Here is a 23,774-nt window from a genome sequence, read left to right as displayed (position 1 = left end):
ACGATGGACAAGACCCTTCCCAATCTGGCAGAGGCCGTATCCGGCATCGCGGACGGCGCGGTGGTGATGATCGGCGGCTTCGGCGGTTCCGGGGCGCCGATCGAGCTGATCCACGCGCTGATCGACCGGTTCCTGGCGACGGGCTCGCCGAAAAATCTGACGGTGGTCAACAACAATGCGGGCAACGGCCACGTGGGCTTGGCCGCGCTGATCGAGCAGGGCATGGTCGCCAAGCTCATCTGCTCCTTCCCGCGCTCGGCCGACCCGCGCGTCTTCACCGAACGGTATCTTGCCGGCCAGATCGAACTGGAACTCGTGCCGCAGGGCACGCTCGCCGAGCGCATCCGGGCCGGGGGGGCAGGCATTCCGGCCTTCTACACGCCGACGAGCTACGGCACGGATCTCGCCAGGGGCAAACCCGTCGAGGAGTTCGACGGACGGCCGTACGTGCGCGAGCTGTGGCTGAAGGCCGATGTCGCGCTCATCAAGGCGCATCGCGGCGACCGGCTCGGCAACCTCGTCTTCAACAAGGCCGCGCGCAACTTCAACCCGCTGATGGCGATGGCCGCCGCGGTGACGATCGCGCAGGTGTCGCAGATCGTCGAACCCGGCACGATCGATCCCGAGAGCGTCGTGACGCCCGGCATCTTCGTGCAAGGCGTGGTCGAGGTTTCGAACCCTGCGCAGGAGGAAGATCTCAACCGCGCGAACGCGGTCTACCCGGAGCGGGCCGCATGAGTGCCAAGCTGTCTTCCACCCAGATCGCCTGGCGCGCCGCGCAGGACATCACTGATGGCGCCTACGTCAATCTCGGCATCGGCTTTCCGGAGATGGTGGCGAGATTCCAGCCGCCCGGTCGCGAGGCCATCTTCCACACGGAGAACGGCATCCTCGGCTTCGGCGAAGCGCCGAAGGCGGGCGAGGAGGACTGGGACCTCATCAATGCCGGCAAGAAGGCCGTGACCCTGAAGCCCGGCACCGCCTTCTTCCACCATGCCGACAGCTTCGCCATGGTGCGCGGCGGGCATCTCGATGTCGCGATCCTCGGCGCCTACGAGGTGGCCGAAACGGGGGACCTCGCCAACTGGTCGACGGGGCCGAAGGGCGTGCCGGCCGTCGGTGGGGCGATGGACCTCGTGCATGGCGCCAAGCGCGTCGCCGTCATCACCGAGCACGTGACCAAGGACGGCAAGCCGAAGCTCGTGAAGCGCTGCGCGCTGCCGCTGACGGGCGTCGGGTGCGTGACCCGCGTCTATACGAGCCTGGCCGTCATCGACATCGAGGACGGGCACTTCGTCCTTCGCGAGAAGCTGCCGTCCCTGTCGGTCGACGAACTCCAGGCGATGACGGGCGCCGCACTCGTGGTGCCCGGCACCGTCGCCGACCTCGTCGTTCCGGAGCTGTGAGATGAGCGAAGCCTTCATCTGCGCCTATGTCCGCACGCCCATCGGCCGCTTCGGCGGGGCGCTCTCGTCCGTGCGCGCCGACGACCTCGGCGCCGTGCCCCTCAGGGCGCTGATGGAGCGCCATCCGTCCGTCGATTTTGCCGCCGTGGACGAGGTGATCTACGGCTGCGCCAACCATGCGGGCGAGGACAACCGCAACGTCGCGCGCATGTCGCTGCTGCTCGCGGGCCTGCCGGAGACCGTTCCCGGCACGACGATGAACCGCCTCTGCGGCTCGGGCATGGACGCCGTGATCACGGCCGCGCGCGCCATCAAGGCGGGCGAGGCGGAACTGGTGATCGCGGGCGGCGTCGAGTCCATGTCCCGCGCGCCCTTCGTCATGCCGAAGGCGGAAACGGCCTTTTCGCGTCACGCCGAGATCCACGACACGACGATCGGCTGGCGCTTCGTCAACCCGCTCATGAAGCAGCAGTACGGCGTCGATTCAATGCCCGAGACCGGCGAGAACGTCGCCGAGGACTTCCGGGTCAGCCGCGAGGATCAGGACGCCTTCGCCGTCCGCTCGCAGAACAAGGCGGCCGCGGCTCAAGGCAACGGGCGTCTGGCGAAAGAGATCGTTCCGGTGACGATCCCCCAGCGCAAGGGCGATCCGAAGGTGGTGGACACCGACGAGCATCCGCGCGCGACGACGATCGAGGCGCTCGCCAAGTTGCCGACGCCCTTTCGCAAGGGCGGCACGGTGACGGCGGGCAACGCGTCGGGCGTCAACGACGGGGCGGCGGCGCTGATCGTGGCATCGGAAGCGGCGGCCAAGCGCCATGGGCTGACGCCGATCGCCCGCGTGCTCGGCGGTGCGACGGCGGGCGTGGCGCCCCGCATCATGGGTTTCGGCCCGGCCCCGGCATCGAAGAAGTTGATGGCGCGGCTGGGGCTGACGCAGGCCGATTTCGACGTGATCGAGCTGAACGAGGCCTTCGCTTCCCAGGGGCTCGCGACGCTGCGCGACCTCGGCATCGCCGACGACGACGCGCGGGTGAACCCGAACGGCGGGGCGATCGCGCTCGGCCACCCGCTCGGCATGTCGGGTGCGCGCATCGCCGGCACGGCGGCGCTGGAATTGCAGCTCAACGGCGGCCGACATGCGCTCGCCACCATGTGCATCGGCGTCGGGCAGGGCATCGCCGTCGCGTTGGAACGGGTCTGACCGCTTGACGTCCCTCCTCGACGCCCTGACCGGCGACCCCGAGATCACCGCCTTGTTCTCGCCGGACGCCGAGATCGCGGCGCTCCTGCGGGTGGAGGTGGCACTCGCGCGGGCGCAGGGTGCGATCGGCGCGATCGAACCGGCCGACGCGGAGCGCATTCGCTCGGTGGTGAGGGACTTCACGCCGGACGAGCGGGCGCTGCGGCAAGGCCTCGCGCGCGACGGCGTCGTCATCCCCGAACTCGTGCGACAGTTGCGGGCCGCAACGGGCGAGGCCGGGCGAAGCCTTCATCTCGGCGCGACCAGCCAGGATATCATCGACACCGGCCTCATGCTGCGCCTCCGCGCCCTCCTTGTAATTCTCGAGTCCCGAACGGGCGCGGTGCTCGCCGAGATCGCGCGGCTCGATGCGGAGGAGGGCGGGCGGACCCTGATGGCACAGACGCGGATGCAGGCCGCGCTCGCCTTCACCGTCGCCGACAAGCTGGCGACCTGGACGCGCCCGCTGCAGGGCCACCGCAAGCGTCTGCACGACCTTGCCCGGTCGCTTCCTCTCCAGCTTGGCGGTCCCGTCGGCAACGGCGCGAGCTTCGGCGCCGCGTATGAGCGCCTGCGCGCCGACATGGCCCGCCACCTGGACCTTCGAGACGCCGCCCCCTGGCACTCCGACCGCACGCCGATCCTCGACGTCGCCCAGGGGCTGGCGCTCCTGACCGGCACGCTCGGCAAGATCGGGCAGGACCTGGCGCTTCTCGCGCAGACCGAGGTCGGAGCGATCAAGCTGTCCGGTGGTGGAGGGTCGTCTGCCATGGCGCACAAGCAGAACCCGGTCGGCGCCGAGGTGCTCGTCGCGCTCGCACGGTTCAACGCGGGGCTCCTCGGCACGCTGTCCCAGTCCATGGTCCACGAGAACGAACGCTCGGGTGCGGCCTGGACGCTGGAATGGCTGGTGCTTCCGCAGATGGCCGAGGCCACCGGCCGCGCCCTGACCGGGGCCACCGATCTCCTGCGCGGCGCCCGGTTCACGGGCTGAATCCGCCGACCGCCGTCCCGCCGCGCTCGGCCCGGAGCTGGACGTCAGATCGCCGGCAGGCCCGCCGGCTTCAGCCGGGCCTGCGTCGCGAGCCGGATCGGAGCGTTCGCCGCCCCGAGTCCGCGATAGCCGCGTCGCTCGACGATCTCGATGAAGAAGCCGCCTTCCAGCGCGCCGAGATAGACCTGGAAATACTCGCCCGCCTCGTCGCGGTCGTAGAGGATGCCGTTCTCGCGCATGGCGTCGAGAACCTGCGGCTCGAGATCGAACTTGGCATCGAGATCGTCGTGGTAGTTCCGCGGAATGGGCAGGAGGGATACGCCGTTCGCCCGCAGCGCCCCGACGGTGCGGAAGATGTCCGCCGTCCGGAAGGCAACGTGCTGCACGCCGGGGCCGACGAACTGCGACACGAAGCGCGACGACTGCGTGCGGTTCGACTGCGAGCCGTTGAGGACGATGCGAAGGCTTGCGTCCTCGTTCTCCAGCACCTGGCTGAGGACGAGTCCGCCAGGGTCCGGCACCTCCAGCGGGGGGAGGGGGCGGAGGTCGAAGATCGACCGGTAGAACAGGGTCCAGGACAGGATGTCCTCGTAGCGCGCCGTCTGGGCGATGTGATCGACCATCTCCAGCCCGGCGCCGGGATGGGCGTCCCAGCCGGGCTCGAGGTCGAAGTCCACCTCCCACTGCCGGCCGAGCGCGTCGCCCTGCGGAACGAGGTAGAGGAGGCTGCCGCCGAGACCCCGGAGCGCCGGCAGCTCCAGTTCTCCCGGCCCGACGGGCTGGCGGAAGCTCGTCGCGATCAATCCTTCGGCACGCCTCAGCGTGGCGTCCGCATCCTCCATCCGAAGACCCAAAGCGGCGACGTTGGTGCCGTGGACGATGTAGGAGGAGTGGGCAAAGCCTTCCGTGTCGGTGTTGACGGCAACACGCAGATCCCCCTGCACGAAAAGCTCGACGTCCTTGGAGCGGTGCCGGCCGGCATGGCGGAAGCCGATCGTTGTCAGGAGCTGCGACAGAGCGACGGCCGAGGCGTTGTCGGTCGCGAACTCGATGAAGGACACGCCGCGGGTGCGCGCGGGCGGCGGCAGCGGGTTCGGCTCGGACGGTCCCTTGACCGCGCGCCCTTCGGCCTTCAACCGGTCCATCATGTAGATCAGCGAGCGGCGGCCATCGACGGCCGTCTGGCGGGCCGAGCCGGCGCGGAACTGGTCGTTGAAGATCTCGAGCGAGTAGTAGCCGTCGTAGCCCGTCGCCTCGACAGCGGCCATGAAGTCGGCGACGGGAAGTTCGCCCTGGCCGGGCATGTTGCGGTAGTGCCGGCTCCACGAGAGGAGATCGAGATCGAGCTTCGGCGCGTCGGCCATCTGGACGATGAAGATCTTGTCGCGCGGGATCGAGCGGATCGAGGCCGGATCGATACCGCGCGACAGGGTGTGGAAGCTGTCGAGGATCAGGCCGACCTCGTTATGGTCCGCCCGGCGCACGATCTCCCAGGCGTCGCGATGGTCGTTTACGAAGCGGCCCCAGGCCAGCGCCTCGTAGCCGATGCGAACGCCGTGCTCGCGCGCGATGTCGCCAAGCGCACGAAGATCCTCGGCCGCCCGGTCGATGCCGCCCTGCGCCAGCGGCGACACGTTGGAGCAGATCAGGATGAGGTCGGTGCCGAGCTCGTTCATCGTCTCGAACTTGCGCCGTGCCCGCTCGAAGGCTCGTCCGCGCTGGGGCTCAGGCAGGCCCTCGAAGTCCCGGAAGGGCTGGAACAGCGAGATCTTAAGGCCGGCGTCGCGCACCATGCGGCCGACCTCGCGTGGCCCCTGGTCGAAGGCGAGGAAGTCGTTCTCGAAGATCTCGACCGCGCCGAAGCCCGCCTGCGAGATGGCGGCGAGCTTCTCCGACAGGTCGCCGGACAGGGAGACGGTAGCGATCGAGGTCTTCATCGGGATGGCCCTTGAACGGGGACGGGGACACCCGCCGCTGGCAGGTGTTTGCGGCGCCTAGTGGTGCAGGATCTCGCCGAGGAAGGCGCGGGCGCGCTCGTGCCGTGGGGCCTGGAAGAAGGCCTCCGGCGTGTTCTCCTCGATGATCTCGCCGTCCGCCATGAAGATCACGCGATCGGCGACCTGCCGGGCGAAACCCATCTCGTGCGTCACGCAGATCATGGTCATGCCGTCGCGCGCGAGGCCCACCATCGTGTCGAGGACTTCCTTGACCATCTCCGGATCGAGCGCCGAGGTCGGCTCGTCGAACAGCATGGCGATCGGCTCCATGCAGAGCGCGCGGGCGATGGCCACGCGCTGCTGCTGGCCGCCGGACAGCTGGGCCGGATACTTGTCCGCCTGGTTGCCGATGCGGACCCGCTCCAGGAAGCGGCGGGCGGTGGCCTCCGCTTCCTCGCGCTTCACGCCGCGCACGCGCATCGGCGCCAGCATGCAGTTCTCCAGAACCGTCATGTGCGGGAAGAGGTTGAACTGCTGGAACACCATGCCGACCTCGCGGCGCACGATGTCGATCGACTTCTGCCCGTCGCTGAGCTCTGTGCCGTCGACCACGATCCGGCCCGACTTGATCGGCTCCAGATGGTTGATGCAGCGGATCAGGGTCGACTTGCCGGAGCCCGAAGGCCCGCAGAGGACGATCTTCTCGCCGCGCTGGACCGTCAGGTTCACGTTCTTCAGGGCATGGAAGGAGCCGTAGTACTTCTCCACGTTGTCCATGCGGATCAGGATGTCGGCGCTGGTGGCGGTCATCGTTGGCTCCCGGGCCCTGCGGGAGCCCTGACGGACGCCCGCGCATGGGTTTCGTTACTGGCTGACGGTGAAGCTGACGCCGTCGATCGTCGCCGGCAGATCGGTGGTCGGCACCTGAAGCCATTCGGCATGGGAGGCATTGTAGCCCTCGCTGCCGATGTAGCTCTTCAGGAAGCCGTTGAGGGCCGTGTTCCAGTCGCTTTCGCCGAGGCGCGTGGCGACGCCCTGGTAGAGCTGGCCGATCTTGAACTTGTTTTCGTAGGTGCCCGCCGAGGCCTTATCCAGGCGCTGGATGTAGAACTGGTTGGAGCCGACGGCCTGGACCTGACCTGAAAGCAGGGCCTGGATGTTGGCCGCATCGTCGTCGAAGCGACGAATGTCGGCCGAAGGCGCTTCCTTGGTGAGGATCGTATCCATCGGCGCGGACCGCGGCACGCCGACGCTGACGCCGGCGAGCGCCGCTGCATCGGGCAGGTCGGCGGTCTTGGCGGCGGTCACGTAGAGCGTATTGGCGGCATAGGGGTGGCTGAACTGCACGGATTTGGCGCGTTCGGCGGTGATGCCGACCGAGGCGATCAGCATGTCCACCCGGTTGGCGGTGAGTGCCGGGATGCGGTTGGCGACGGCGAGCGGCACGAACTCGGCTTCGAGCCCGAGGCTCTTAGCAAAGGCGCGACCGACCGCGGCGTCGAAGCCCTGCGCTTCGCCCGTCGTCGAGAGACAGCCCCAGGGGCAGTTGTCGGCCTGGATGCCGATGCGCACCTTGCCGGCGGCCTTGGCCTCGTCGAGCGTCATCGCGCCGGCGGGCAGCGCGGCGCCCATCAGGGCGACGGCGGCAACGGCCAGGCCGAGCGTGGTCTGACTGATCATCGGGTTCCTCCTCCTTTGTTGGTCTCGTGTCAGCGCGCGGCCTGCGCGAGCCGGCGTTCCATGCGGCTGCCCCAGAGCGACAGGGGCCAGCACAGCAGGAAGTAGAAGATGCCGACGATCCCGAAGACCAGAAGCGGCTGGAAGGTCTGGTTGGAGACGATCTGACCGGCGCGCGACAGCTCGATGAAGCCGACGATCGCGGCGAGCGACGTGCCCTTGAGAAGCTGGACCAGGAAGCCGATCGTGGCGGGCAGCGACAGGCGGAAGGCCTGCGGCATGATGATGTCGCGCATCAGGCTCGGATATTTCAGGCCGAGCGCATGGGCCGCCTCGCTCTGGCCGAGCGGCACGGCCTCGATCGCGCCGCGCCAGATTTCGCCGAGAAACGCCGAGGCATGCGCCGTCAGCGCCACGGCGACCGCGAGCCAGGGGGCGACGTCGAGGCCGAAGAGCGGCAGGCCGAAGAACACCACGAAGAGCTGCATCAGGAGCGGGGTGCCCTGGAACACCACGATCCAGGCCTTGGCCGGCCAGCGGAGAAGGCGGCGCCGGGAGACGCGGGCCAGCGCCACGACGAGGCCGAACAGGATGCCGCCGACGAAGCCGAAGCCGGTGAGGATCAGCGTCCAGCCGAGGCCGCGCAGCAGGAAGTAGAGTTCCGGAAGGCCGACATTGCTCGTTCCCATGTCCCGGCCTCACTTCGTCGGATAGTTGAAGGACAGGCGCGCGATGGCCGCCAGCCCGGTCATCAGGAGCCAGGACAGGACGAGGTAGATGCCCGTGATCGTGAAATAGACCTCGAAGGACCGGAACGTGTCGCCGTCGATGCGCTGGGCGACGCTGGTCAACTCGAAGGCCGAGATGGAGGTCGCGATCGAGGTCATCAGGGTCAGGAGCACGAACTGGCTGGCGAGCGAGGGGAAGATCGCGCGCAGGGCCGGCTTCAGGATGATGAGCCGGAAGATGTCGGCACGCGACAGGCCAAGCGCGAAGCCCGCCTCGCTCTGCCCCTTGGGAATGCTCTCGACGCCGCCCCGGATGATCTCGATCGCATAGGCGCCGCCGTTGAGGCCGAGGGCCACGATCGCCGTCGTCGTCGGATCGAGGCGCACGCCGGCGAGCGGCAGCGCGAAGAAGATGAAGAAGATCTGCACCAGGAACGGCGTGTTGCGCACGATCTCCACGAAGGCGATGACGAATGCCGCGCCGATCCGCGAATGGGACCGACGGACGGCGACGCCCAGAACGCCGATGATCATCGCGAGGATCATGCCGCAGAGCGCCAGCCACAGCGTGCCGAGCGTGCCCCAGGCGAGCTCCGGCCAGCGCGCCAGGACGGCGCCGAAGTCGAGTTCGACGTTCAAGCCTGTCCTCCCATCCAGCCGCTTCCCGACCTCTCCCGAGCGGCTTTTTCGTTAGCCTTCGCAAGCGGCCGGCGAGCCGTCAAATACCGATTTCGCGAGTTGTGGAACATGATGTTAATCTGACCGCTGTCGGGACGGGAGAACGCGCGTGACCAAGCCCCTCACGCTGCGCCAGATCGAGGTCATCCGCGCCGTCATGGTCGCGGGGACGATCCAGGGCGCCGCAAAGCTCATGGGCGTCTCGGCGCCCGGCGTCAGCCGGCTTCTGAAGTACACGGAGGACACGGTCGGCATCCGGTTGTTCGAGCGCAAGGGCGGTGTGTTCCTGCCGGCTTCCGAAGCGCGGATGATCTTCGCGGTGGTAGAGCAGGTCCACCGCGAGGTCGGCAACCTCAACGAGGCCGTGGCGCTGCTGCGCCGGGGCGACGGCTCGGTCCTCAGCTTCGCCTCGGCCCCGTCGATCGCGCAGTTCATCGCCGCGCGCGTGATCCGGTCGCTGCGCCAGACGTTCCCGCATCTCGGCATCGACCTCAACGTCCTGAAGATCGAGGAGACGGCCGACTACCTCCTTCTGGAGCGGGGCGAATTCGTCGTCATGAGTTCGCCGAGCACCAACCCGGCGCTGGTCTCGCGCCCGCTGGCAAAAGGTCGCCTCGTGGTGATCGTACCGGAGGGGCATGCTCTGGCGGCCCGGGAGGCGATCTCCATCCACGAGCTCGCCCGCGAGGCGGTGATCGGCGTCGACCCGGAGGACCCCTACGGCGCGGTGCTGGCGCAACCCTTCATCGACGCCGGCCTGACGCCTCATTTCTCGATGCGCGGCCGCTTCGCCCAGACCGTCGTATCGCTGGTGCGCCACGGTCTCGGGGTCGCTCTCATCGACGAGTTCTCCGTGGCCGAGGTCTACATGCCCGGCCTCGTGCAGCGCCCGCTTCGGGAGCCGAGCACCATCGTGCCCTATGCCCTGATGAAGCGCGGTCGGGTCCTGTCGAGCTTTGCCGAGGATGCGATCGAGCGCTTTCGGGCCGAACTCGTCGGGGCTTCGGGCGCGCCCGCTGGGTAACGAATGCGCGATCACGAGGCGGCAGCCTCGATGCCCGTGCCCTGGAACCATGCCTCCAACACAGCCTGTGCGTGCGGCCTGCCGAGCGGGATGGCCAGCGCCTGAGGGACGCGAAGGATGTCGTCCTCCATCAGGCGCACATCCGGATGCTCGCGTGCGAAAACCTTGAGGGTCGAGCGGATGCCTGCCACGAATTGACAATCCCCCGAAAGCATGGCGGCCCGAGCCGCCTTCGGACTGTCGAAGGCGACGAGTTCGCCGTGCGCGAACGTGTGTTCGAGATGCGCGGTATAGGCCGCACCCCTGACCACCGCGATCCGAACGCCGTCGGCATCGGCGTCCCCGCAGCGTGCGATCGACGGGTGCGTGAGGGTTGCCAGCGTCGCGTCGACGGTGGCGAAGGCGGGCAGGAAATGGAGGCGGTCGAGACGCGACGGTTCGACGGCGAGGATCGCGGCGTCCCAGGCGGCCATGTCGTCCAGGATCGCGCCGCCCGATGCGAAGGGCACGATCTCGACCGCGATGCGCCAGTCGGCTTCGAGCCGGCGCGCGAGATCGATCGCCTTGCCCTCGAGGGTACCGGGGCTGCGCTCCGACGCCATCTCGGCGTTGGCGACGTTCACGCCAAGCCGCAGCCGGCCCGTCGGCAGGAGTTCGCGCCGGGCCGCCTCGGACAGGCCCGGCTCGCTCACGGCGCGAACTCGCGGGCGAGGGCTTCCGTCTGGCGGGCGAGGAGCCCGATATCCACGCCCACCGCCGTGAAGTTCGTCCCGAGCGCGATGCAGCGCTTGGCGAAGGTCTTGTCGGGCGTCAGGATGCCGGCCGGCTTGCCGGCACCGCGGATGCGGCCGATGGCGTCAACGACGGCTACGACGACGTCCGGGTGTCCGGCCTCACCGACATGGCCGAGGCTGGCGGCAAGATCCGCCGGGCCGATGAAGACGCCGTCGACGCCCTCGACGGCGGCGATCTCCTCCAGCCGATCCAACGCCTCGCGTGTCTCGACCTGCACGAGAAGGCAAAGCTCGCGCTCGGCGTCCCGCGCATAGTCCGGCACCCGCCCGAAGCGGGTGGCGCGGGTGAGGGCAGAGACGCCGCGGATGCCACGCGGCGGATAGCGCATGGCCGCCACCGCCGCACGGGCCTCGTCGGCCGACTGGACATAGGGGATCAGCAGCGTCTGCGCCCCGATGTCGAGAAAGCGCTTGATGAGGACGGGATCGTTCACCGCTGGCCGTACGACGGGCGACACGTCGTAGGGTGCGAGCGCCTGGAGCTGCGGCAGGACGGTGAGGACGTCGCCCGGCGAATGCTCGGTGTCGAGGAGGATCCAGTCGAAGCCGGCGCCGGCCAGCGCCTCCGTCACGAAGGCGTCGGGGATCGCCGACCAGAGGCCGATCTGCGACCGGCCCTCCGCGAGCCCGGCCTTGAAGGCATTGCGGGGCAGGGTGAAGGCGGTCATGTGAAGGACACGCCGATCGCGCCGCAGGGGCCGTAGTCGGCGTGGATCACGTCGCCGGGCGCGATGTCCACCGGCCGCGTGAACGAGCCGCCGAGCACGATCTGCCCCTTCTTCAGGCCGGCGCCGACCGCGGCCAGCTTGTTGACGAGCCAGGCGATGCCGGCCGCCGGATGGCCCATGATTGCGGCCGAGACGCCCGATTCCTCGATGATGCCGTTCTTCGACAAGGTCGCGCCGATCCAGCGCACGTCGACGTCGAAGGGGCGGAACACCCGGCCGCCGACGACGATCGCCCCGAAGGCGGCGTTGTCGGCGATCGTGTCGGTGATCGCGCGGGGCACTTCGGTGCGATAGTCGATGATCTCGAGCGCCGGCACGACATATTCGGTCGCCCGCATCACGTCGTGAATGCGCGTGCCCGCCCCTTCGAGATCCTCCCCCATGACGAAGGCGAGCTCGACCTCAAGACGCGGCTTGATGAAGCGGGTCGCTGGGATCTGCGCGCCGTCGTTGAAGAGGGCGTCGTCGAGGATGCGGCCGTAGTCGGGCTCGGTCATCTTGGAGGCCATCTGCATGGCGCGCGAGGTCAGGCCGATCTTGTGGCCGGCGAGGCGGGCGCCCTTGGCGATGCGCTGCTCGGCCCACAGGTCCTGGATGCGATAGGCGTCCTCGATCTCCATCTCCGGATAGGTGCGGCTCAGCTGCACCATGGGCACGCGGGTTTCCTCGACGCGAAGGATCGAGGCAGCCGCCTCGCGGCGTTGGTCGTCGGTCAGCATCGGCTGGTCCTTACTTGATCGGCGGGCGCGGCAGCACGGCCTCGCCGGGCTCCATGACGTAGGTGTAGTCGAGCTGCACCCAGGGGCTCGCGAGATCGGGGCGATCGAGGTGGGGCTCGGTGTGTTCCACGAAATCGCCGGTGAGCGCCTTGGTGACGCCGAACTGCACATCGCTGTCGATCCACGGACAGGACGGATCGAAGACCTGACTGATCAGCGTCTTGTAGCCCGGCTTGAAGATCAACGCGTGGAGATGCGCGGGGCGATACGGATGACGGTCCTGCGCCTCGAGAAGCCGACCCACCACGCCGTCGGTCGGGATGGGATAGCCGACCATGCGCACCGACCAGAAGGAGAAGCGGCCGTCCGCATCGGTGGTGAACTTGCCGCGCAGGTTCATCTCGGCCTGCTCGGGATCCTGGTTCTCGTAGAGGCCGACCGGCGACGCATGCCAGACGTCGACCTCGGCGCCTGCGATCGGCCGGCCCTGCGCGTCCTCGACGCGGGCGGTGACAAAAAGCGGCGTGCCCGGCGTGTCCGAACGGATGATCGAGCCGCCGTTCGGTACGCGCGGCGAGTTGAGCCGCCAGAAGGGGCCGAGCAGTGACTGTGAGGTTTCGGTCTGGCCGCCGTCCCCGTTGTTGAGGAGGCAGACCAGCGTCGAGACGCCGAGCGACCCGGACATCAGGACGAACTCGTTATGCGTGTCGCTGGCGAGCGCGCCGATCTCGTTGAGGATCGCGGTCGCCTCGCGGAACTCGGGTTCCGTCAGGCGGACGTCGCGAACGAACGCATGAAGATGGGTCACCAGGGAGGTCAGGATCTCCCGCAGCCGCGGATCCCGCGTGCGCGCCATCACGGCCAGAACCGCGGGCGTGACGTCCTCTTGGGTGCGAACAGGCATGACCGGGCCTCCCTCCCTTGAGCGAAGGACTGAACGATCATCGATTATTCGTCAAGACCTGTTGGTGGCGGAACTGCGCAGAGAAACGTATGTGATCCAGAGTCAACGCCCGTTCGTCGACAATTGGGCTTCGTGCAGGCGAGTTTTTTCCCCCGTGAAACGCGCGCCCGCTTCCGCTAATGAGTTGGAAGCAGCAGAACTGTTGACAGAAATAATCGTTTTTCGTAGCCATCGTCGATACAAGTGAGGCGTGAGACGGGACATTGGCGGCTTTGTCGATCGATCGGGAGAACGAGACGGGCCGCGCCGTGCCGGAAGGGCAGGTCGCCGCTGCCGTGCGCCCTCTCCTCGACGACGGCAAGAACACGATCGCCAGCCAACTCGTGCACCGGCTGCGCGAGGCCATCGTCTCCGGCCAGCTGGAGGCCGGCGCCAAGATCAACCTCGACCGCGCGCGACAGAACTTCAACGTCAGCCTCAGCCCCTTGCGCGAGGCGCTGGCGCGGCTGATCGCCGATGGTCTCGTCGAGTTCGAGGACAACCGCGGCTACCGGGTGACCGCCCTGTCGCTCGCCAATCTCGAGGAGATCACCAGCCTTCGCATCGAGATGGAGACCTTTGCGCTGCGCGAGGCGATGCGGGTCGGCGATGTCGAATGGGAGGGCAACGTCATGCGCTCGCTCCACCGTGTCAACCGCGCCGAGCGCGATCCGGCCCGGCCCGAGACGCTCGAGAACTGGGAGGCCGCCCATCGCGACTTTCACCTCACCCTCATCTCGGGGTGCCGGATGCCGCTTCTTCTCAACTTCTGCGGCATTCTCCTGAATCTCAACGACCGCTATCGCCGCGCCTTCCTGACGCGCACCTCTGGCGACCGGAACGTGGCGGCAGAGCACAGCGAGATCGGCCAGGGCGCCGTCGCGCGGGACGTCGACTACGCCTGCGCCAAGCTCGGCGACCACATCCGGCGCACCGGCGCCAATCTCGTGCGACATCTGGCGGAAAAGGGGATCGCATGACGAGGCCCGTCGTGCCGCTCGGCGTCGCGCATTTCTCGGCCATCACTCTCGCTCCGGTCGATTTCGTTCGGGCTGCCGCCGCCGCCGGTTTTCAGCGAGTGGGCCTGCGCCTCCACCCGGCCTTTCCGGGCGCGCCGTTCTACGAACTGCCGGCGGGAAGCCCGGCCGCACGCGACGTGCGCGCCGCCCTCGACGATCACGGCGTCGCGCTGCACGACATCGAGTTCGTGGTCCTGTCGCCGGAATTTCGGCCGGAAACTCTGACCGCGATGCTCGAAGGTGCCGCGGCGCTCGGCGCCCGGCGCCTCAGCGTGTGTGGCGACGACCCGGAGGAGGGCCGTCTTGTCGAGACTTTCGGTGCCGTGTGCGACCTGTGCGCGGGCTTCGGCATGAGCGTCGATCTGGAGAACATGGGCTGGCGGCCCGTCGCCACATTCGATTCTGCCCTGCGCGTCGTCGAGGCGTCGGGCCGCGCGAATGCCGGCGTTCTCGTCGATGCCCTGCATTTCTTCCGCAACGGGGCCCGAGCGGAGGACGTGGCGAGGGCGCCAGCGGGCCGCATCGCTGCGCTGCAGCTCTGCGACGTCGGCGGACCGCCACCAACGCAGGCCGAAGCCATGGTGGCCGAGGCACGGGGCGGGCGCTTTGCGCCGGGCGAGGGCGAGCTGCCGCTGGCCGATCTCGTCGCGGCCGCGCCTCGAAGTGCGGCGATTTCCGTCGAGGTTCCGATCACCGACGGTCGGGACGTTGCCGATCATCTAGCGAATCTGGCACGTTGCGCCCGACGGGTGATGGACGGGAATCTGGAACCATAGAAACCGCACATCGCGCGAGGCCGGCCGGGAGGGCGGGACTTGCGGAACTTCATCGCCGCCGCTGCGCGGCGACCTCATCGTCAACACAAGGGAGGACTTACATGATCGGAATTCTTGCAGGCGGACGCGCGCTTGCGCGCCGGGCCGCCGTCGCGACCCTGACCCTCGCCGCCGTGTTCGGCGCGCTCGACGCCCACGCAGCGTCGCTGGAGGAGGCCAAGGCCCGCGGTCGCATCATCGTCGGCATCCAGGGCGACAACCAGCCCTGGGGCTTCGTGAACTCCAGCGGCCAGCAGGACGGCTTCGACGCCGACATCGCCCGGCTCTTCGCCAAGGATCTCGGCGTCGAGGTGGAGTTCACCCCGCTTGCCGTCTCCAACCGTATCCCGGCGCTGACGACCGGCAAGGTCGACGTCCTCTTCGCCACCATGGCGATGACCGAGGAGCGGGCGAAGGCGATCCAGTATTCCAAGCCCTATGCCGGCAACGTCATCTCGCTCTACGGCCCGAAGGACAAGACCATCGCCAAGCCGGAAGACGCGACGGGCATCGCCATCGGCGTGCCGCGGTCGAGCGCGCAGGACAAGGCCGCCACCGACATGATGGGCACGGTCGCCACCATCCGGCGTTTCGACGACGACGCCGCCTCGATCCAGGCGCTTCTGTCCGGCCAAGTCGATGCCGTCGGCGGCAACCAGTTCTACCTCCAGCGTCTCGACGCTGCGGCCCCCGGACGATTCGAGCGCAAGATCGACTTCCTGACCGTCTACAACGGCGCGGGTACGCGTCAGGGCGAGAAGGACTGGAACGAGGCGATCAACGCCTTCATCGACAAGATCAAGTCCAACGGCGAGCATGCCGCCGTCTACGCCAAGTGGATGAAGGTGCCGGTTCCCGAGTTCCCGGCGTCGATTCCGAACATCCCGTTCACGGTGCAATAACGGGTGAGGGGAGACGGGCGTCGGCGACGCCCGCTCTCTCCATGCCGTCCCAGCGCGGGGCACCCTGCCTCGCGACATCCATCCGCGCCACGAGGACGCCAGCATGACCACCGAGGGTGACACCGCGCAGACCGTCCGGGTCGGCCTGATCGGCTCCGACATCCAGCTCTCCAAGTCGCCGGCTCTCCACGAGACCGAAGGGCGCGCCCTGGGCTTGGACTATCGCTACAGCCTCTTCGACACGCTGCGCCCGCCCTTCGACGCGATGAGCCTTCCCGACCTCCTCGCGCATGCGGAGGGTCAGGGCTTCGCGGGCGTCAACATCACGCATCCCTACAAGCAGGCCGTGCTGCCGCACCTGACGAGCCTTTCCGACGATGCGGCGATGCTTGGCGCGGTCAACACCGTGGTGTTCCGCGACGGGACCCGCACCGGCCACAACACCGACTGGTTCGGTTTCTTTCAGAGCTTTCGCACGGGGTTGCCCGACGTCGCGCTGGGATCGGCGGTTCTCCTCGGCGCCGGCGGGGCGGGCGTCGCCGTCGCCCATGCGGCGTTGAAGCTCGGGATCGGCCGTCTCTTCGTCTTCGATCAGGACGCGGCGCGCGCCGGCGCGCTCGCCGAGACCCTGAACGGGCGCTTCGGCGCAGGGCGCGCGCAGGCCATTGGCGACGTCGGCAAGGCGCTCGCTACCGCGGACGGCCTGATCCACGCGACCCCGACCGGCATGCCCGCCCATCCCGGCCTGCCGATCGAGCCGGAATGGCTGGACGGCAGACACTGGGTCGCCGATATCGTCTACATGCCGCTCGTCACCGAGCTTCTGGCGCTGGCCGAGCGTCGGGGATGCCGGACGCTGCCCGGCGGTGGCATGACCGTGCATCAGGCAGCGGCGGCCTTCGAGCTCTTCTGCGGCCGGACGCCCGATCCCGACCGCATGACCCGCCATTTCGCGGACCTCTGCCGCGCCGCCTGACGGCTCGTTCCATCCTGCTCCATCAAGACACCCGGAAAGCCCTCCGATGAGCCTGATCTTCGTCCTCAATGGACCCAATCTCAATCTCCTCGGCAAGCGTCAGCCCCACATCTACGGCACGGAGACGCTCGCCGACGTCGAGCGCGACTGCCGCGCGCTGGCGACGGAGCTCGGACACGAGATCCGCTTCCACCAGTCCAATCGCGAATACGAGATCATCGACTGGATCCACGAGGCGCGGGAGGCGGCGATCGGCATCGTCGTCAATCCGGCCGCCTTCACCCATACCTCGGTCGCGATCCTCGACGCGCTCAACACGTTCGAGCCGCCGGTGATCGAGGTCCATATTTCCAACGTCCACAAGCGCGAGGCTTTCCGCCACCATTCCTACGTATCCTTGCGGGCGGATGGCGTGATCGCGGGGCTGGGAACGCAGGGCTACCAACTGGCGATCCGCCGCGTTGCCGCGCTCCATGCGGCTGCCGCCCCGCAATGAGCGGGCTCGAGGCTCGGCCCGTAAGACTGGCCGTCATGGGCGCGGGGCTGATCGGCCGCCGCCACATCCAGCATGTCCGCGCCGAGCCCGACGCCGAACTCGTGGCCGTCGTGGACCCGACGGATGCCGGGCGTCAGGTCGCGGCCGAGAACGGCGTGCGGTGGCATGCGAGCTTCAGCGACGTGTTGGCGACCGAGCGACCGGACGGGGTGATCGTCGCGACGCCGAACCAGGTCCATGTCGAGAACGGCCTGGAAGCGGTGGCGGCCGGTATCCCGCTTCTGGTGGAGAAGCCGATCGCCGACGACCTTGCGGAAGGCGAGCGTCTCGTCGCCGCAGCGGAAAGAGCCGGCGTCCCGCTCCTCGTCGGTCATCACCGCCGCCACAACCCGATTATGCGCGCGGCACGGGAGATCGTCTCGTCCGGTCGGTTGGGCCGCATCGTCGCGGTCAATGCCCTGTTCTGGCTCTATAAGCCCGACGACTATTTCGACCTTTCCTGGCGGCGCGAGGCGGGAGCCGGCCCTGTCTTCCTCAACCTCATCCACGACGTCGACAACCTGCGATACCTCATCGGCGAGGTCGTCGCGGTGCAGGCCGTCGAGTCCAACGCGGTGCGCGGGAACGCGGTCGAGGAAACCTCTGCGATCATCCTCGAATTCGCCTCCGGAGCGCTTGCGACCGTCTCGGTCTGCGACACGGTCGTCGCGCCCTGGAGTTGGGAAATGACCACCGGCGAGAACCCCGCCTATCCCGTCGCCGACGAGGCCTGCTATCTCCTCGCCGGCACTGCGGGCTCGCTGTCGCTTCCCAAGCTCGAGGTCTGGTTCAACGATGCAAGACCCGGCTGGTGGGAGCCTCTCCAGCGGTCAAGGCTCGGGGTGGTCGCCAGGGATCCGCTGGCGCTGCAGATCCGCCATTTCGCCGCGGTGATCCGGGGTCAGGAGGCCCCGCTCGTCGATGGCCGCGAGGGCCTGCGGACCCTCGAAGTCATCACCGCCATCAAGCAGGCGGCCCGAACCGGGCAGCGCGTCAGCCTGCCCCCGAGATGAGGCACGGGGCTTCCGCAACCTGACTTGCATCGGTCATTCGCACGAGCGATCGAGGGGCGAACGCCGCGGCATACTGGATAGAAGGCCTGGAGAGACCGCCGATCGTCCGCTCCCCACATGATACGAGGAGAGTGGGCTTTCGTGGACCACTACCCATTCCTCCCGTGCTGCGGCGCGTGCCGGATGGGCGACGTGTCGCGCGGCAATCGGGATCCGAGGGCTGAAAGGCGCTATGCGACCTTGAGTTCGGCAATCTCCGTCAGGGCCTTTGCGATCGAGGCCTGTCGTTGATCTGGACCGATCGCGATGCCCTCGGCCACGATAACCTCTGGATCCGTGATGCCGATGAAGCCGAGTACCGTGCGCATGTAGGTTTCGGCATGCTCGAAGGACTGGTGCGGTGTGCCCTCGCCGTAGAAACCGCCGCGGGAGACAGCCAGGACGACGCGCTTGCCGCCTGCCAGTCCTTCGGCACCGTTCGGGCCGTAGCGAAACGTCTTGCCGGCGACGAGGATGCGGTCGATCCAGGCCTTCAACTGGCTTGCCACGGTGAAGTTGTAGAGAGCGACGCCGATCACCACCGTATCGGCGACGAGAAACTCCTCCAGAACGCGGCCGCCAAGCGCCAGATCCTCCTGCAAGGCCTGGTCGTGCTGGACGTCGGAGTTCTGACCCGCAAGATATCGACCCGTCAGGTGTCCGATCGGATCGGCGACGAGATCGCGGTAGGTGACGTCGATTTGGGGCGCGGCTGAACGGAGCCGCTCGACGACCGCGGACGAGAGGGTTCGGCTGACCGAGTTGTCGCCGAGAATGCTGGAGTCGAGGTGGAGTAGCTTCATCCTGGGCGCCTTTGCGATAGCGGTATCGATTTGATACTGGCGCCCATTAGATGACCGTCTCGGCACGCCGCAAGAAGGCACATTTTTGGAACCCGCGCACACGGATGTCACCAGACTGCAACTGCACGAGCCCAGCCGCTGCCAGACCGTCAGCGGCGTGCTGGCGCGGATCGGCGACAAATGGTCGGTTCTCGTGGTGATGCAGCTTGGTTCTGGACCGCGCCGCTTCAGCGAGCTCAAGCGCTCGATCGGCAGCATTTCGCAGCGGATGCTGACGTTGACGCTGCGCGGGCTGGAGCGCGATGGCCTGGTCACGCGAACGGTCACGCCCTCCATCCCGCCAAGGGTCGATTACGAGCTGACCGGGCTCGGCCGCTCCCTCCTCGATCCCGTGCAGGCGATCGGCGCCTGGGCTGTCGACAACCACGAGCGGATCACCCGGGCACGACAGGCATTCGACGACCGCAGTGCCTGAAACGACGAAGCCGGATCCGTGACGCGTCCGCCAGCGAAGGCATGACGGCTCGAAGCGCTCGTTCGGCTCAAGCCGTGTCGGTTGTCGTGTCCGATACCGACCACTCGCCGATATGATCGTAGACTGCAGCGCGAAGCTGGCTGATTTCGCCGTTGAGCCGTGCCAGCACAGCGGGCGTCTGCCCCGAGGCCTCGAGCAGCGTGTCGCCGAAACACCCCGCTCGAGATCGCAGAGCCTTTCCCTCGTCGGTGAGGGCAATGATGACCTGCCGCCCGTTCGCCGGATCCACCGTCCTGTGCACCAGACTTGCGGCCGCCAGCCTTTTGAGGATCGGGGTCAGGGTGCTCGACTCCAGGGCGAGTTTCTGTGCGATGGCCCCGACGGTCTGGGAGTCCCGCCGCCACAGGACGTTCAGGACGAGATACTGCGGATAGGTGAGCCCCAGCTCGTCGAGAAGGGGTTTATAGGCACGTTGGATCGCGATCCCCGCCGAGTAGATGGCGAAGCAGAGCTAAGGATCAGGACTCGTTGATCAGAGCCAGAAGATGACGGCGGCCGCGATGCAGATGGCTGAGAAGAAGATGTGGGCGCATCGGTCGTAGCGGGTTGCGATGCTTCGCCAGTCCTCGAGGCGGCCGAACATGATCTCGATCCTGTGGCGCTGCCTGTAGAGGGTGGCGTCGTGCGGGACCGGGCTTTTTCGCTTGGTTCGTGACGGTATGCAGGCGGCGATGCCGCGCTCGGCCAGTTCTTTGCGCAGCCAGTCGGCATCATAGCCCTTGTCGGCCGGCATCTCCCTGGCGGGCGGCAAGTGCGCCAGCATCAGGCGGGCGCCACGATAGTCGCTGGTCTGGCCCTCGGTGAGCGTCGTGACGAGGGGACGCCCCTGTCCGTCGCAGACGGCGTGCAGCTTGGAGTTCAGGGCCGCCCTTGGTGCGTCCGATACCTCGGGGAACATCCCCCCTTTGAACAGGCTCGCCGCCGTTTGGTGCGCTTTCAGATGCGTGGCATCGATCATGATGCGCTCCAGCCTTGATCCTTCACCCGCAAGAGCGGCGAAGATACGGTTGAAGACGCCAAGCCGCGACCAGCGGATGAAGCGGTTGTACAACGTCTTGTGCGGCCTGTAGTCCGCCAGCACGTCCTTCCATTGCAAGCCGTTGCGGATCACGTAGACGACGCCGCTCACCACACGCCGGTCGTCGACGCGCGGCACCCCGTGGGACAACGGGAAGTGCGGCGATATCCGCGCCATCTGGCGCTCGCTCAACAGAAACAGCTGGCCATCGGAAATCGCTCCGATGCCCAACGGAATCAGGCCTCCAAGCAAATTGATAGGTCCTGACTTTAAACTTTATATGCCGACGGAGCACTCCTGACTGAGGGGTTGTCGGCCCAACTGCGGCGGTTGGATCGCGTGACGGGAGCGCAGCCGCGGGTTTGCGTTCCCCGATCCGCCACTGGAAGCCGCTACACGTCCTCCGGACGTTGGGGACTTCGACGAGCTGGGGCAGACCAGTGTCGCGCTCGACACCATCGCTGCGGCCCTATTCCGTCCGACTGGAAGGGCTCCAGTCCTGGAACAGCAGCAGCAAATTCTGCCTCGATGCGTTCATGATCGCCATGGAGCGCTTCAGCAGCTCGCGCCTCGCTTCCAGCGCTTTCAGCTTCGCCTGCTCGGCATTCAGGTCGATCTCGGCGATGTCTTTGAAGGCATCTCGATAGATGCCCTCCAGTCGAGCGCTGAAGCTTGACTGGGTTTGGAGTTGAAAGGCGACAACCCCCACGTAGTCTTCGGCCTCGGAAACCCGCCTGACGAGCGCGTCGATATTGGACGCGATAGCGCCGATGTGCTCGCGGAAATGCTCTCGCTCCAACGTGCCGAGTGCGCCCACTGTTCGATCGAGCGTCAGGAGGCTGGTGCCGTCGGGAAACGCCGGTCCCGAGCGAAGGGTGACGTTGGTAATGGCAAGGCTTCCAAGCCCGGCAACCGTTTTCGTGAACTGAAGGCGGCTTGCAGACGAGGCGACGTTCACTCCCCCGACTCCGGCATCGATAAACGCCTGCTGCACCACGCGGGCAAGCTGGTCGGCGTTCTCGATGCGTCCAGGGGAGTTTCCGCTGTCCTCGCCGAGAACCGCCTCGATCGTGCTGCGATCGAGCGTGATCAAGGGTCCTTGTTGCCCGTCGATCGAGAGTTCGAACGCGATCGACTGGCTCGCATCCAGAACCACGGGGCCCGAGAAATCGCTTCCGGTGGTGAGAGTGGCTCGTCTCGCCGCAACGACCGGCGATTGAACGTTCGCGATCTCCAAGGTGTCGCCGTCGGCTGAAGGGTCCGTCGATGTGAGCCGCAGTCTTTGCCCGGATGTGGCCACCGAAACGTCGCTGATACCGGCGCGCTGGATGGCCCTCGAGACGACACGGGAGAACGCGTTCGCATCGGCGATCGTGCCGCTCGATGGAACGTAACCGGCATCCGAACCCAGAGCGTCGTCGACGTCCACCTTCGTGATACTGACCGTGGCGGCACTGCCGTTGCGGATCAGATCGAAGTGAAGCGTTCCACCGTCTTCAATGGTGAGCGGCCCTTCGAAATCCGATCCGGTGGTGATGGCCGCGTTCGTCCCGCTCACTCCAGCCGTTCCACTCGATGAGCCCGTACGAAGACGGGTATCGGCGACGGCCGTACCATCGCCATCGATGCCGGTGATGGACGACACCCGGATGTTGCCGTTGATCTTGAGATACACGGCGACTTCGCCGTTGACGACGGCGGCGCCGACATACGCGCCATAGGTCGGATCGCGACTGATGGCAGCGTCGATGGCGGCAGCCATGGACGCCGTGTCCGTCACCCCGACCAGCTTGACTTCGATGGTGCCGGAGCCGGTCTGCCCACCTGAGAGCGCGTCGATCTGAAGGCGGAGCCGATCCGTCGTATCGACGTTCGACAGGCTGAAGCTGCCCAGGCCATCATATGTTCGAACTTGCCCGCCGATGGTTGCCTGGGTCGAACTGTAGGCCGATTGGGGGCTCAGGCCACCGCTTTCGGTGACCCTTCCGTTTCCGTCCAGCATCGCAACGTTTGCCACGCCGAGGCTGGCGCTCGCGCCCGTACTGGTCGTGGTCAAGGTCATCGAGCCGTCAGTCTCCGTCGAGACGCGCACTTTTCCCCCTCCCATCGCAGTATCGATGGCTGCCTGCATAGCCGAGGCAAGGGAACCTGGATCGCCGGCCGCCGGCAGAACCAGCGTCACCGCCCGGCGTACGCCGTCCACCGTCAGTTCGAACTGGACCCGGTCGCCGCTTCCAAGCGCTGCCGCATTCAGGACTCCGAGACTGAAAGAGGCGCTGGTCGCCGCGCGAGCGCGGACGCCAGTCGTCGCATTGACGTTCGCGCCCGCCAGGCCATTCGCGGGCACGGAGAATGCGTCAGCACCCGGGTTGGTCGTCGCAGTTCCGGAAAGGCCGAGCAGGGCCGGACTCGCACTCGAAACGGCGGAGAGCCCGGAGAGATCGAAAGGGGTCTCGAGGATGGCCCCTCCGGATCCTGTGCCAAGGAGAACGGTTCGGCTCTTGTCCAACTCGATCGTATAGCGCGTGGCCTCGCCCGGCATCGAAGCCGGAAACCTCAGTACATCGGCCGATCCGGTGAGGATGCTGGTCCCGGACAGTGTGGACTGCTGGGCTATCACGCGCAGATTCTCGACCGCCGATCTCAATTGGGCGCGGAGGGTAGAGGAATCGGCGGGACTGCTTTTCGCCCTCGCCAAGAGCAATTGAATGGCCTGCAGCGCTTCCCGCGTACGGCTCAATCCATTCGCGCCGCGGGCGGTGAGGGCATGGGCTCGGTCGAGATCGACACGAAGCCCCGAAAGAGCGGACGCTCGCGATCGAAACTCTGTCGAAACCCGCCAGAGCGATGGATCGGTCGATGGGCCAGTCACGCGTAGACCCGTTGCCAGACGGGCCTTGGAAAGGGCGATCTGCTGGTTGATGCTTCTCATCGATCGAAGCGCAGACAACTCGCTGCCGGACAACGCCGTGATCATCATTCCGCATCCACCGCCATGTGAGTCGAGACTCGATGCTGGTGGAGTGCCGGAATCTTATCGCTCCCGACTGAATCGCAGAAGGCAGATTTTAACCGGATTTTATGACACGTTAACGGAATACGACGGCAGTCTCCACGGATGTCGAAAGCCCGGCGTTTCTTGGGTCGAGATCACGAATGGAAGATGTTCACCGTTGCGTCGTGGGATTGGCGGTTTTCGAACAAGAGCGGTTGCGGCGGCTTCCTGAAAAATCGCCGCGACAACTGCG

The 23,774-nt window shown here is 67.1% G+C and carries 25 protein-coding genes; 12 read left to right on the top strand and 13 right to left on the bottom strand.

Annotated features, from left to right (window positions below):
• Window positions 1–3: 3 nt before the first annotated feature.
• Genes BM175_RS16075 through BM175_RS16060 form a run of 4 tightly spaced genes read left to right on the top strand, consistent with a single transcriptional unit; the run spans window position 4 to window position 3,643 of the window.
• Window positions 4–738 (top strand): 3-oxoacid CoA-transferase subunit A, encoded by a 735-nt coding sequence (locus BM175_RS16075; protein WP_090964775.1) that lies wholly within the window; start codon window positions 4–6, stop codon window positions 736–738.
• Window positions 735–1,406, top strand: coding sequence for a 3-oxoacid CoA-transferase subunit B (locus BM175_RS16070; RefSeq protein ID WP_090964773.1), 672 nt, complete (start codon window positions 735–737; stop codon window positions 1,404–1,406). Before BM175_RS16075 ends, BM175_RS16070 begins: the two co-directional genes overlap by 4 nt.
• A 1-nt stretch (window position 1,407) precedes the next feature.
• Entirely contained in the window at window positions 1,408–2,610 is a 1,203-nt protein-coding gene (gene pcaF, locus BM175_RS16065) for a 3-oxoadipyl-CoA thiolase (RefSeq protein WP_090964771.1), read from the top strand.
• A gap of 4 nt (window positions 2,611–2,614) precedes the next feature.
• Window positions 2,615–3,643, top strand: a complete 1,029-nt coding sequence (locus BM175_RS16060) for a 3-carboxy-cis,cis-muconate cycloisomerase (protein WP_244546037.1) — start codon at window positions 2,615–2,617, stop codon at window positions 3,641–3,643.
• Between the two features lie 44 nt (window positions 3,644–3,687).
• Here BM175_RS16060 and BM175_RS16055 read toward each other — a convergent pair whose 3' ends face one another.
• From BM175_RS16055 to BM175_RS16035, 5 genes are read right to left on the bottom strand one after another with little or no spacing between them, the layout of a single operon-like run.
• A complete protein-coding gene (locus BM175_RS16055) occupies window positions 3,688–5,580 on the bottom strand; it encodes a bifunctional sugar phosphate isomerase/epimerase/4-hydroxyphenylpyruvate dioxygenase family protein (RefSeq protein ID WP_090964767.1) in 1,893 nt (630 codons plus the stop codon).
• A gap of 57 nt (window positions 5,581–5,637) precedes the next feature.
• Complete coding sequence (locus tag BM175_RS16050) at window positions 5,638–6,390, bottom strand: amino acid ABC transporter ATP-binding protein (protein ID WP_090964765.1); 753 nt, start codon at window positions 6,388–6,390, stop codon at window positions 5,638–5,640.
• Between the two features lie 54 nt (window positions 6,391–6,444).
• The gene (locus tag BM175_RS16045) at window positions 6,445–7,260 is read right to left on the bottom strand and encodes a transporter substrate-binding domain-containing protein (RefSeq protein ID WP_090964762.1); all 816 of its coding nucleotides are present in this window, start codon (window positions 7,258–7,260) and stop codon (window positions 6,445–6,447) included.
• A gap of 29 nt (window positions 7,261–7,289) precedes the next feature.
• Window positions 7,290–7,946, bottom strand: coding sequence for an amino acid ABC transporter permease (locus BM175_RS16040; protein ID WP_090964760.1), 657 nt, complete (start codon window positions 7,944–7,946; stop codon window positions 7,290–7,292).
• 9 nt (window positions 7,947–7,955) lie between these two features.
• Window positions 7,956–8,624 carry an amino acid ABC transporter permease gene (locus tag BM175_RS16035; RefSeq protein ID WP_090964757.1) on the bottom strand — a complete coding sequence of 223 codons (669 nt, stop codon included), beginning with the start codon at window positions 8,622–8,624 and terminating at the stop codon, window positions 7,956–7,958.
• 148 nt (window positions 8,625–8,772) lie between these two features.
• Between BM175_RS16035 and BM175_RS16030 the strand changes: the two genes are divergently transcribed.
• Complete coding sequence (locus BM175_RS16030) at window positions 8,773–9,687, top strand: LysR family transcriptional regulator (protein ID WP_090964755.1); 915 nt, start codon at window positions 8,773–8,775, stop codon at window positions 9,685–9,687.
• A gap of 11 nt (window positions 9,688–9,698) precedes the next feature.
• Here BM175_RS16030 and BM175_RS16025 read toward each other — a convergent pair whose 3' ends face one another.
• From BM175_RS16025 to BM175_RS16010, 4 genes are read right to left on the bottom strand one after another with little or no spacing between them, the layout of a single operon-like run.
• Complete coding sequence (locus BM175_RS16025) at window positions 9,699–10,379, bottom strand: type 2 periplasmic-binding domain-containing protein (protein ID WP_090964753.1); 681 nt, start codon at window positions 10,377–10,379, stop codon at window positions 9,699–9,701.
• A complete protein-coding gene (gene hpaI / locus BM175_RS16020) occupies window positions 10,376–11,149 on the bottom strand; it encodes a 4-hydroxy-2-oxoheptanedioate aldolase (protein ID WP_090964751.1) in 774 nt (257 codons plus the stop codon). The genes BM175_RS16025 and hpaI overlap by 4 nt, the downstream gene beginning before the upstream one ends.
• Window positions 11,146–11,928, bottom strand: coding sequence for a 2-oxo-hept-4-ene-1,7-dioate hydratase (gene hpaH / locus BM175_RS16015; RefSeq protein WP_090964749.1), 783 nt, complete (start codon window positions 11,926–11,928; stop codon window positions 11,146–11,148). Before hpaH ends, hpaI begins: the two co-directional genes overlap by 4 nt.
• A gap of 10 nt (window positions 11,929–11,938) precedes the next feature.
• The gene (locus BM175_RS16010) at window positions 11,939–12,832 is read right to left on the bottom strand and encodes a dioxygenase family protein (RefSeq protein WP_090964748.1); all 894 of its coding nucleotides are present in this window, start codon (window positions 12,830–12,832) and stop codon (window positions 11,939–11,941) included.
• Between the two features lie 308 nt (window positions 12,833–13,140).
• On the opposite strand from BM175_RS16010, the gene BM175_RS16005 reads away from it, so the two are divergent.
• The 6 genes from BM175_RS16005 (at window position 13,141) to BM175_RS15980 (ending at window position 18,131) form a co-directional block, all read left to right on the top strand.
• The gene (locus BM175_RS16005) at window positions 13,141–13,851 is read left to right on the top strand and encodes a GntR family transcriptional regulator (RefSeq protein WP_090964828.1); all 711 of its coding nucleotides are present in this window, start codon (window positions 13,141–13,143) and stop codon (window positions 13,849–13,851) included.
• Complete coding sequence (locus tag BM175_RS16000; RefSeq protein WP_090964746.1) at window positions 13,848–14,666, top strand: sugar phosphate isomerase/epimerase family protein; 819 nt, start codon at window positions 13,848–13,850, stop codon at window positions 14,664–14,666. The genes BM175_RS16005 and BM175_RS16000 overlap by 4 nt, the downstream gene beginning before the upstream one ends.
• Window positions 14,667–14,767: 101 nt before the next feature.
• A complete protein-coding gene (locus BM175_RS15995) occupies window positions 14,768–15,607 on the top strand; it encodes a transporter substrate-binding domain-containing protein (RefSeq protein ID WP_090964744.1) in 840 nt (279 codons plus the stop codon).
• Between the two features lie 103 nt (window positions 15,608–15,710).
• Entirely contained in the window at window positions 15,711–16,583 is an 873-nt protein-coding gene (locus BM175_RS15990) for a shikimate dehydrogenase (protein WP_090964742.1), read from the top strand.
• Window positions 16,584–16,629: 46 nt separating this feature from the next.
• Window positions 16,630–17,079, top strand: a complete 450-nt coding sequence (gene aroQ / locus BM175_RS15985; protein ID WP_090964740.1) for a type II 3-dehydroquinate dehydratase — start codon at window positions 16,630–16,632, stop codon at window positions 17,077–17,079.
• A gap of 35 nt (window positions 17,080–17,114) precedes the next feature.
• Window positions 17,115–18,131 carry a Gfo/Idh/MocA family protein gene (locus BM175_RS15980; protein ID WP_090964738.1) on the top strand — a complete coding sequence of 339 codons (1,017 nt, stop codon included), beginning with the start codon at window positions 17,115–17,117 and terminating at the stop codon, window positions 18,129–18,131.
• Window positions 18,132–18,361: 230 nt separating this feature from the next.
• On the opposite strand, the gene BM175_RS15975 is transcribed toward BM175_RS15980, so the two are convergent.
• Complete coding sequence (locus BM175_RS15975) at window positions 18,362–18,973, bottom strand: FMN-dependent NADH-azoreductase (RefSeq protein WP_090964737.1); 612 nt, start codon at window positions 18,971–18,973, stop codon at window positions 18,362–18,364.
• Between the two features lie 85 nt (window positions 18,974–19,058).
• Here BM175_RS15975 and BM175_RS15970 point away from each other — a divergent pair, with 85 nt between their 5' ends.
• Window positions 19,059–19,448: a winged helix-turn-helix transcriptional regulator gene (locus BM175_RS15970; protein WP_090964735.1), complete on the top strand. Its 390-nt coding sequence runs from the start codon at window positions 19,059–19,061 to the stop codon at window positions 19,446–19,448.
• 67 nt (window positions 19,449–19,515) lie between these two features.
• Here the strand turns inward: BM175_RS15970 and BM175_RS15965 are convergent, their stop codons facing one another.
• From BM175_RS15965 to BM175_RS15955, 3 genes are all read right to left on the bottom strand, one after another.
• The gene (locus tag BM175_RS15965; protein WP_090964733.1) at window positions 19,516–19,947 is read right to left on the bottom strand and encodes a MarR family winged helix-turn-helix transcriptional regulator; all 432 of its coding nucleotides are present in this window, start codon (window positions 19,945–19,947) and stop codon (window positions 19,516–19,518) included.
• Window positions 19,948–19,980: 33 nt separating this feature from the next.
• Window positions 19,981–20,727: an IS5 family transposase gene (locus tag BM175_RS15960; protein WP_425285284.1), complete on the bottom strand. Its 747-nt coding sequence runs from the start codon at window positions 20,725–20,727 to the stop codon at window positions 19,981–19,983.
• Between the two features lie 268 nt (window positions 20,728–20,995).
• Window positions 20,996–23,506, bottom strand: a complete 2,511-nt coding sequence (locus tag BM175_RS15955) for a flagellin N-terminal helical domain-containing protein (protein WP_090964731.1) — start codon at window positions 23,504–23,506, stop codon at window positions 20,996–20,998.
• Window positions 23,507–23,774: the final 268 nt, after the last annotated feature.

This window comes from Aureimonas phyllosphaerae (genome assembly GCF_900113065.1).
GTDB lineage: Bacteria > Pseudomonadota > Alphaproteobacteria > Rhizobiales > Rhizobiaceae > Aureimonas > Aureimonas phyllosphaerae.
This window is presented reverse-complemented; position numbering and strand designations above follow the sequence as displayed.

Coding starts and splice junctions, on each gene's coding strand:
- hpaH (WP_090964749.1), bottom strand. CDS start 11,928: ATGCTGACCGACGACCAACGCCGCGAGGCGGCTGCCTCGATCCTTCGC.
- BM175_RS16055 (WP_090964767.1), bottom strand. CDS start 5,580: ATGAAGACCTCGATCGCTACCGTCTCCCTGTCCGGCGACCTGTCGGAG.
- BM175_RS16000 (WP_090964746.1), top strand. CDS start 13,848: ATGACGAGGCCCGTCGTGCCGCTCGGCGTCGCGCATTTCTCGGCCATC.
- BM175_RS16075 (WP_090964775.1), top strand. CDS start 4: ATGGACAAGACCCTTCCCAATCTGGCAGAGGCCGTATCCGGCATCGCG.
- aroQ (WP_090964740.1), top strand. CDS start 16,630: ATGAGCCTGATCTTCGTCCTCAATGGACCCAATCTCAATCTCCTCGGC.
- BM175_RS15980 (WP_090964738.1), top strand. CDS start 17,115: ATGGGCGCGGGGCTGATCGGCCGCCGCCACATCCAGCATGTCCGCGCC.
- BM175_RS15955 (WP_090964731.1), bottom strand. CDS start 23,506: ATGATGATCACGGCGTTGTCCGGCAGCGAGTTGTCTGCGCTTCGATCG.
- BM175_RS16010 (WP_090964748.1), bottom strand. CDS start 12,832: ATGCCTGTTCGCACCCAAGAGGACGTCACGCCCGCGGTTCTGGCCGTG.
- BM175_RS15995 (WP_090964744.1), top strand. CDS start 14,768: ATGATCGGAATTCTTGCAGGCGGACGCGCGCTTGCGCGCCGGGCCGCC.
- pcaF (WP_090964771.1), top strand. CDS start 1,408: ATGAGCGAAGCCTTCATCTGCGCCTATGTCCGCACGCCCATCGGCCGC.
- BM175_RS16045 (WP_090964762.1), bottom strand. CDS start 7,260: ATGATCAGTCAGACCACGCTCGGCCTGGCCGTTGCCGCCGTCGCCCTG.
- BM175_RS16070 (WP_090964773.1), top strand. CDS start 735: ATGAGTGCCAAGCTGTCTTCCACCCAGATCGCCTGGCGCGCCGCGCAG.
- BM175_RS16040 (WP_090964760.1), bottom strand. CDS start 7,946: ATGGGAACGAGCAATGTCGGCCTTCCGGAACTCTACTTCCTGCTGCGC.
- BM175_RS15990 (WP_090964742.1), top strand. CDS start 15,711: ATGACCACCGAGGGTGACACCGCGCAGACCGTCCGGGTCGGCCTGATC.
- hpaI (WP_090964751.1), bottom strand. CDS start 11,149: ATGACCGCCTTCACCCTGCCCCGCAATGCCTTCAAGGCCGGGCTCGCG.
- BM175_RS15975 (WP_090964737.1), bottom strand. CDS start 18,973: ATGAAGCTACTCCACCTCGACTCCAGCATTCTCGGCGACAACTCGGTC.
- BM175_RS16050 (WP_090964765.1), bottom strand. CDS start 6,390: ATGACCGCCACCAGCGCCGACATCCTGATCCGCATGGACAACGTGGAG.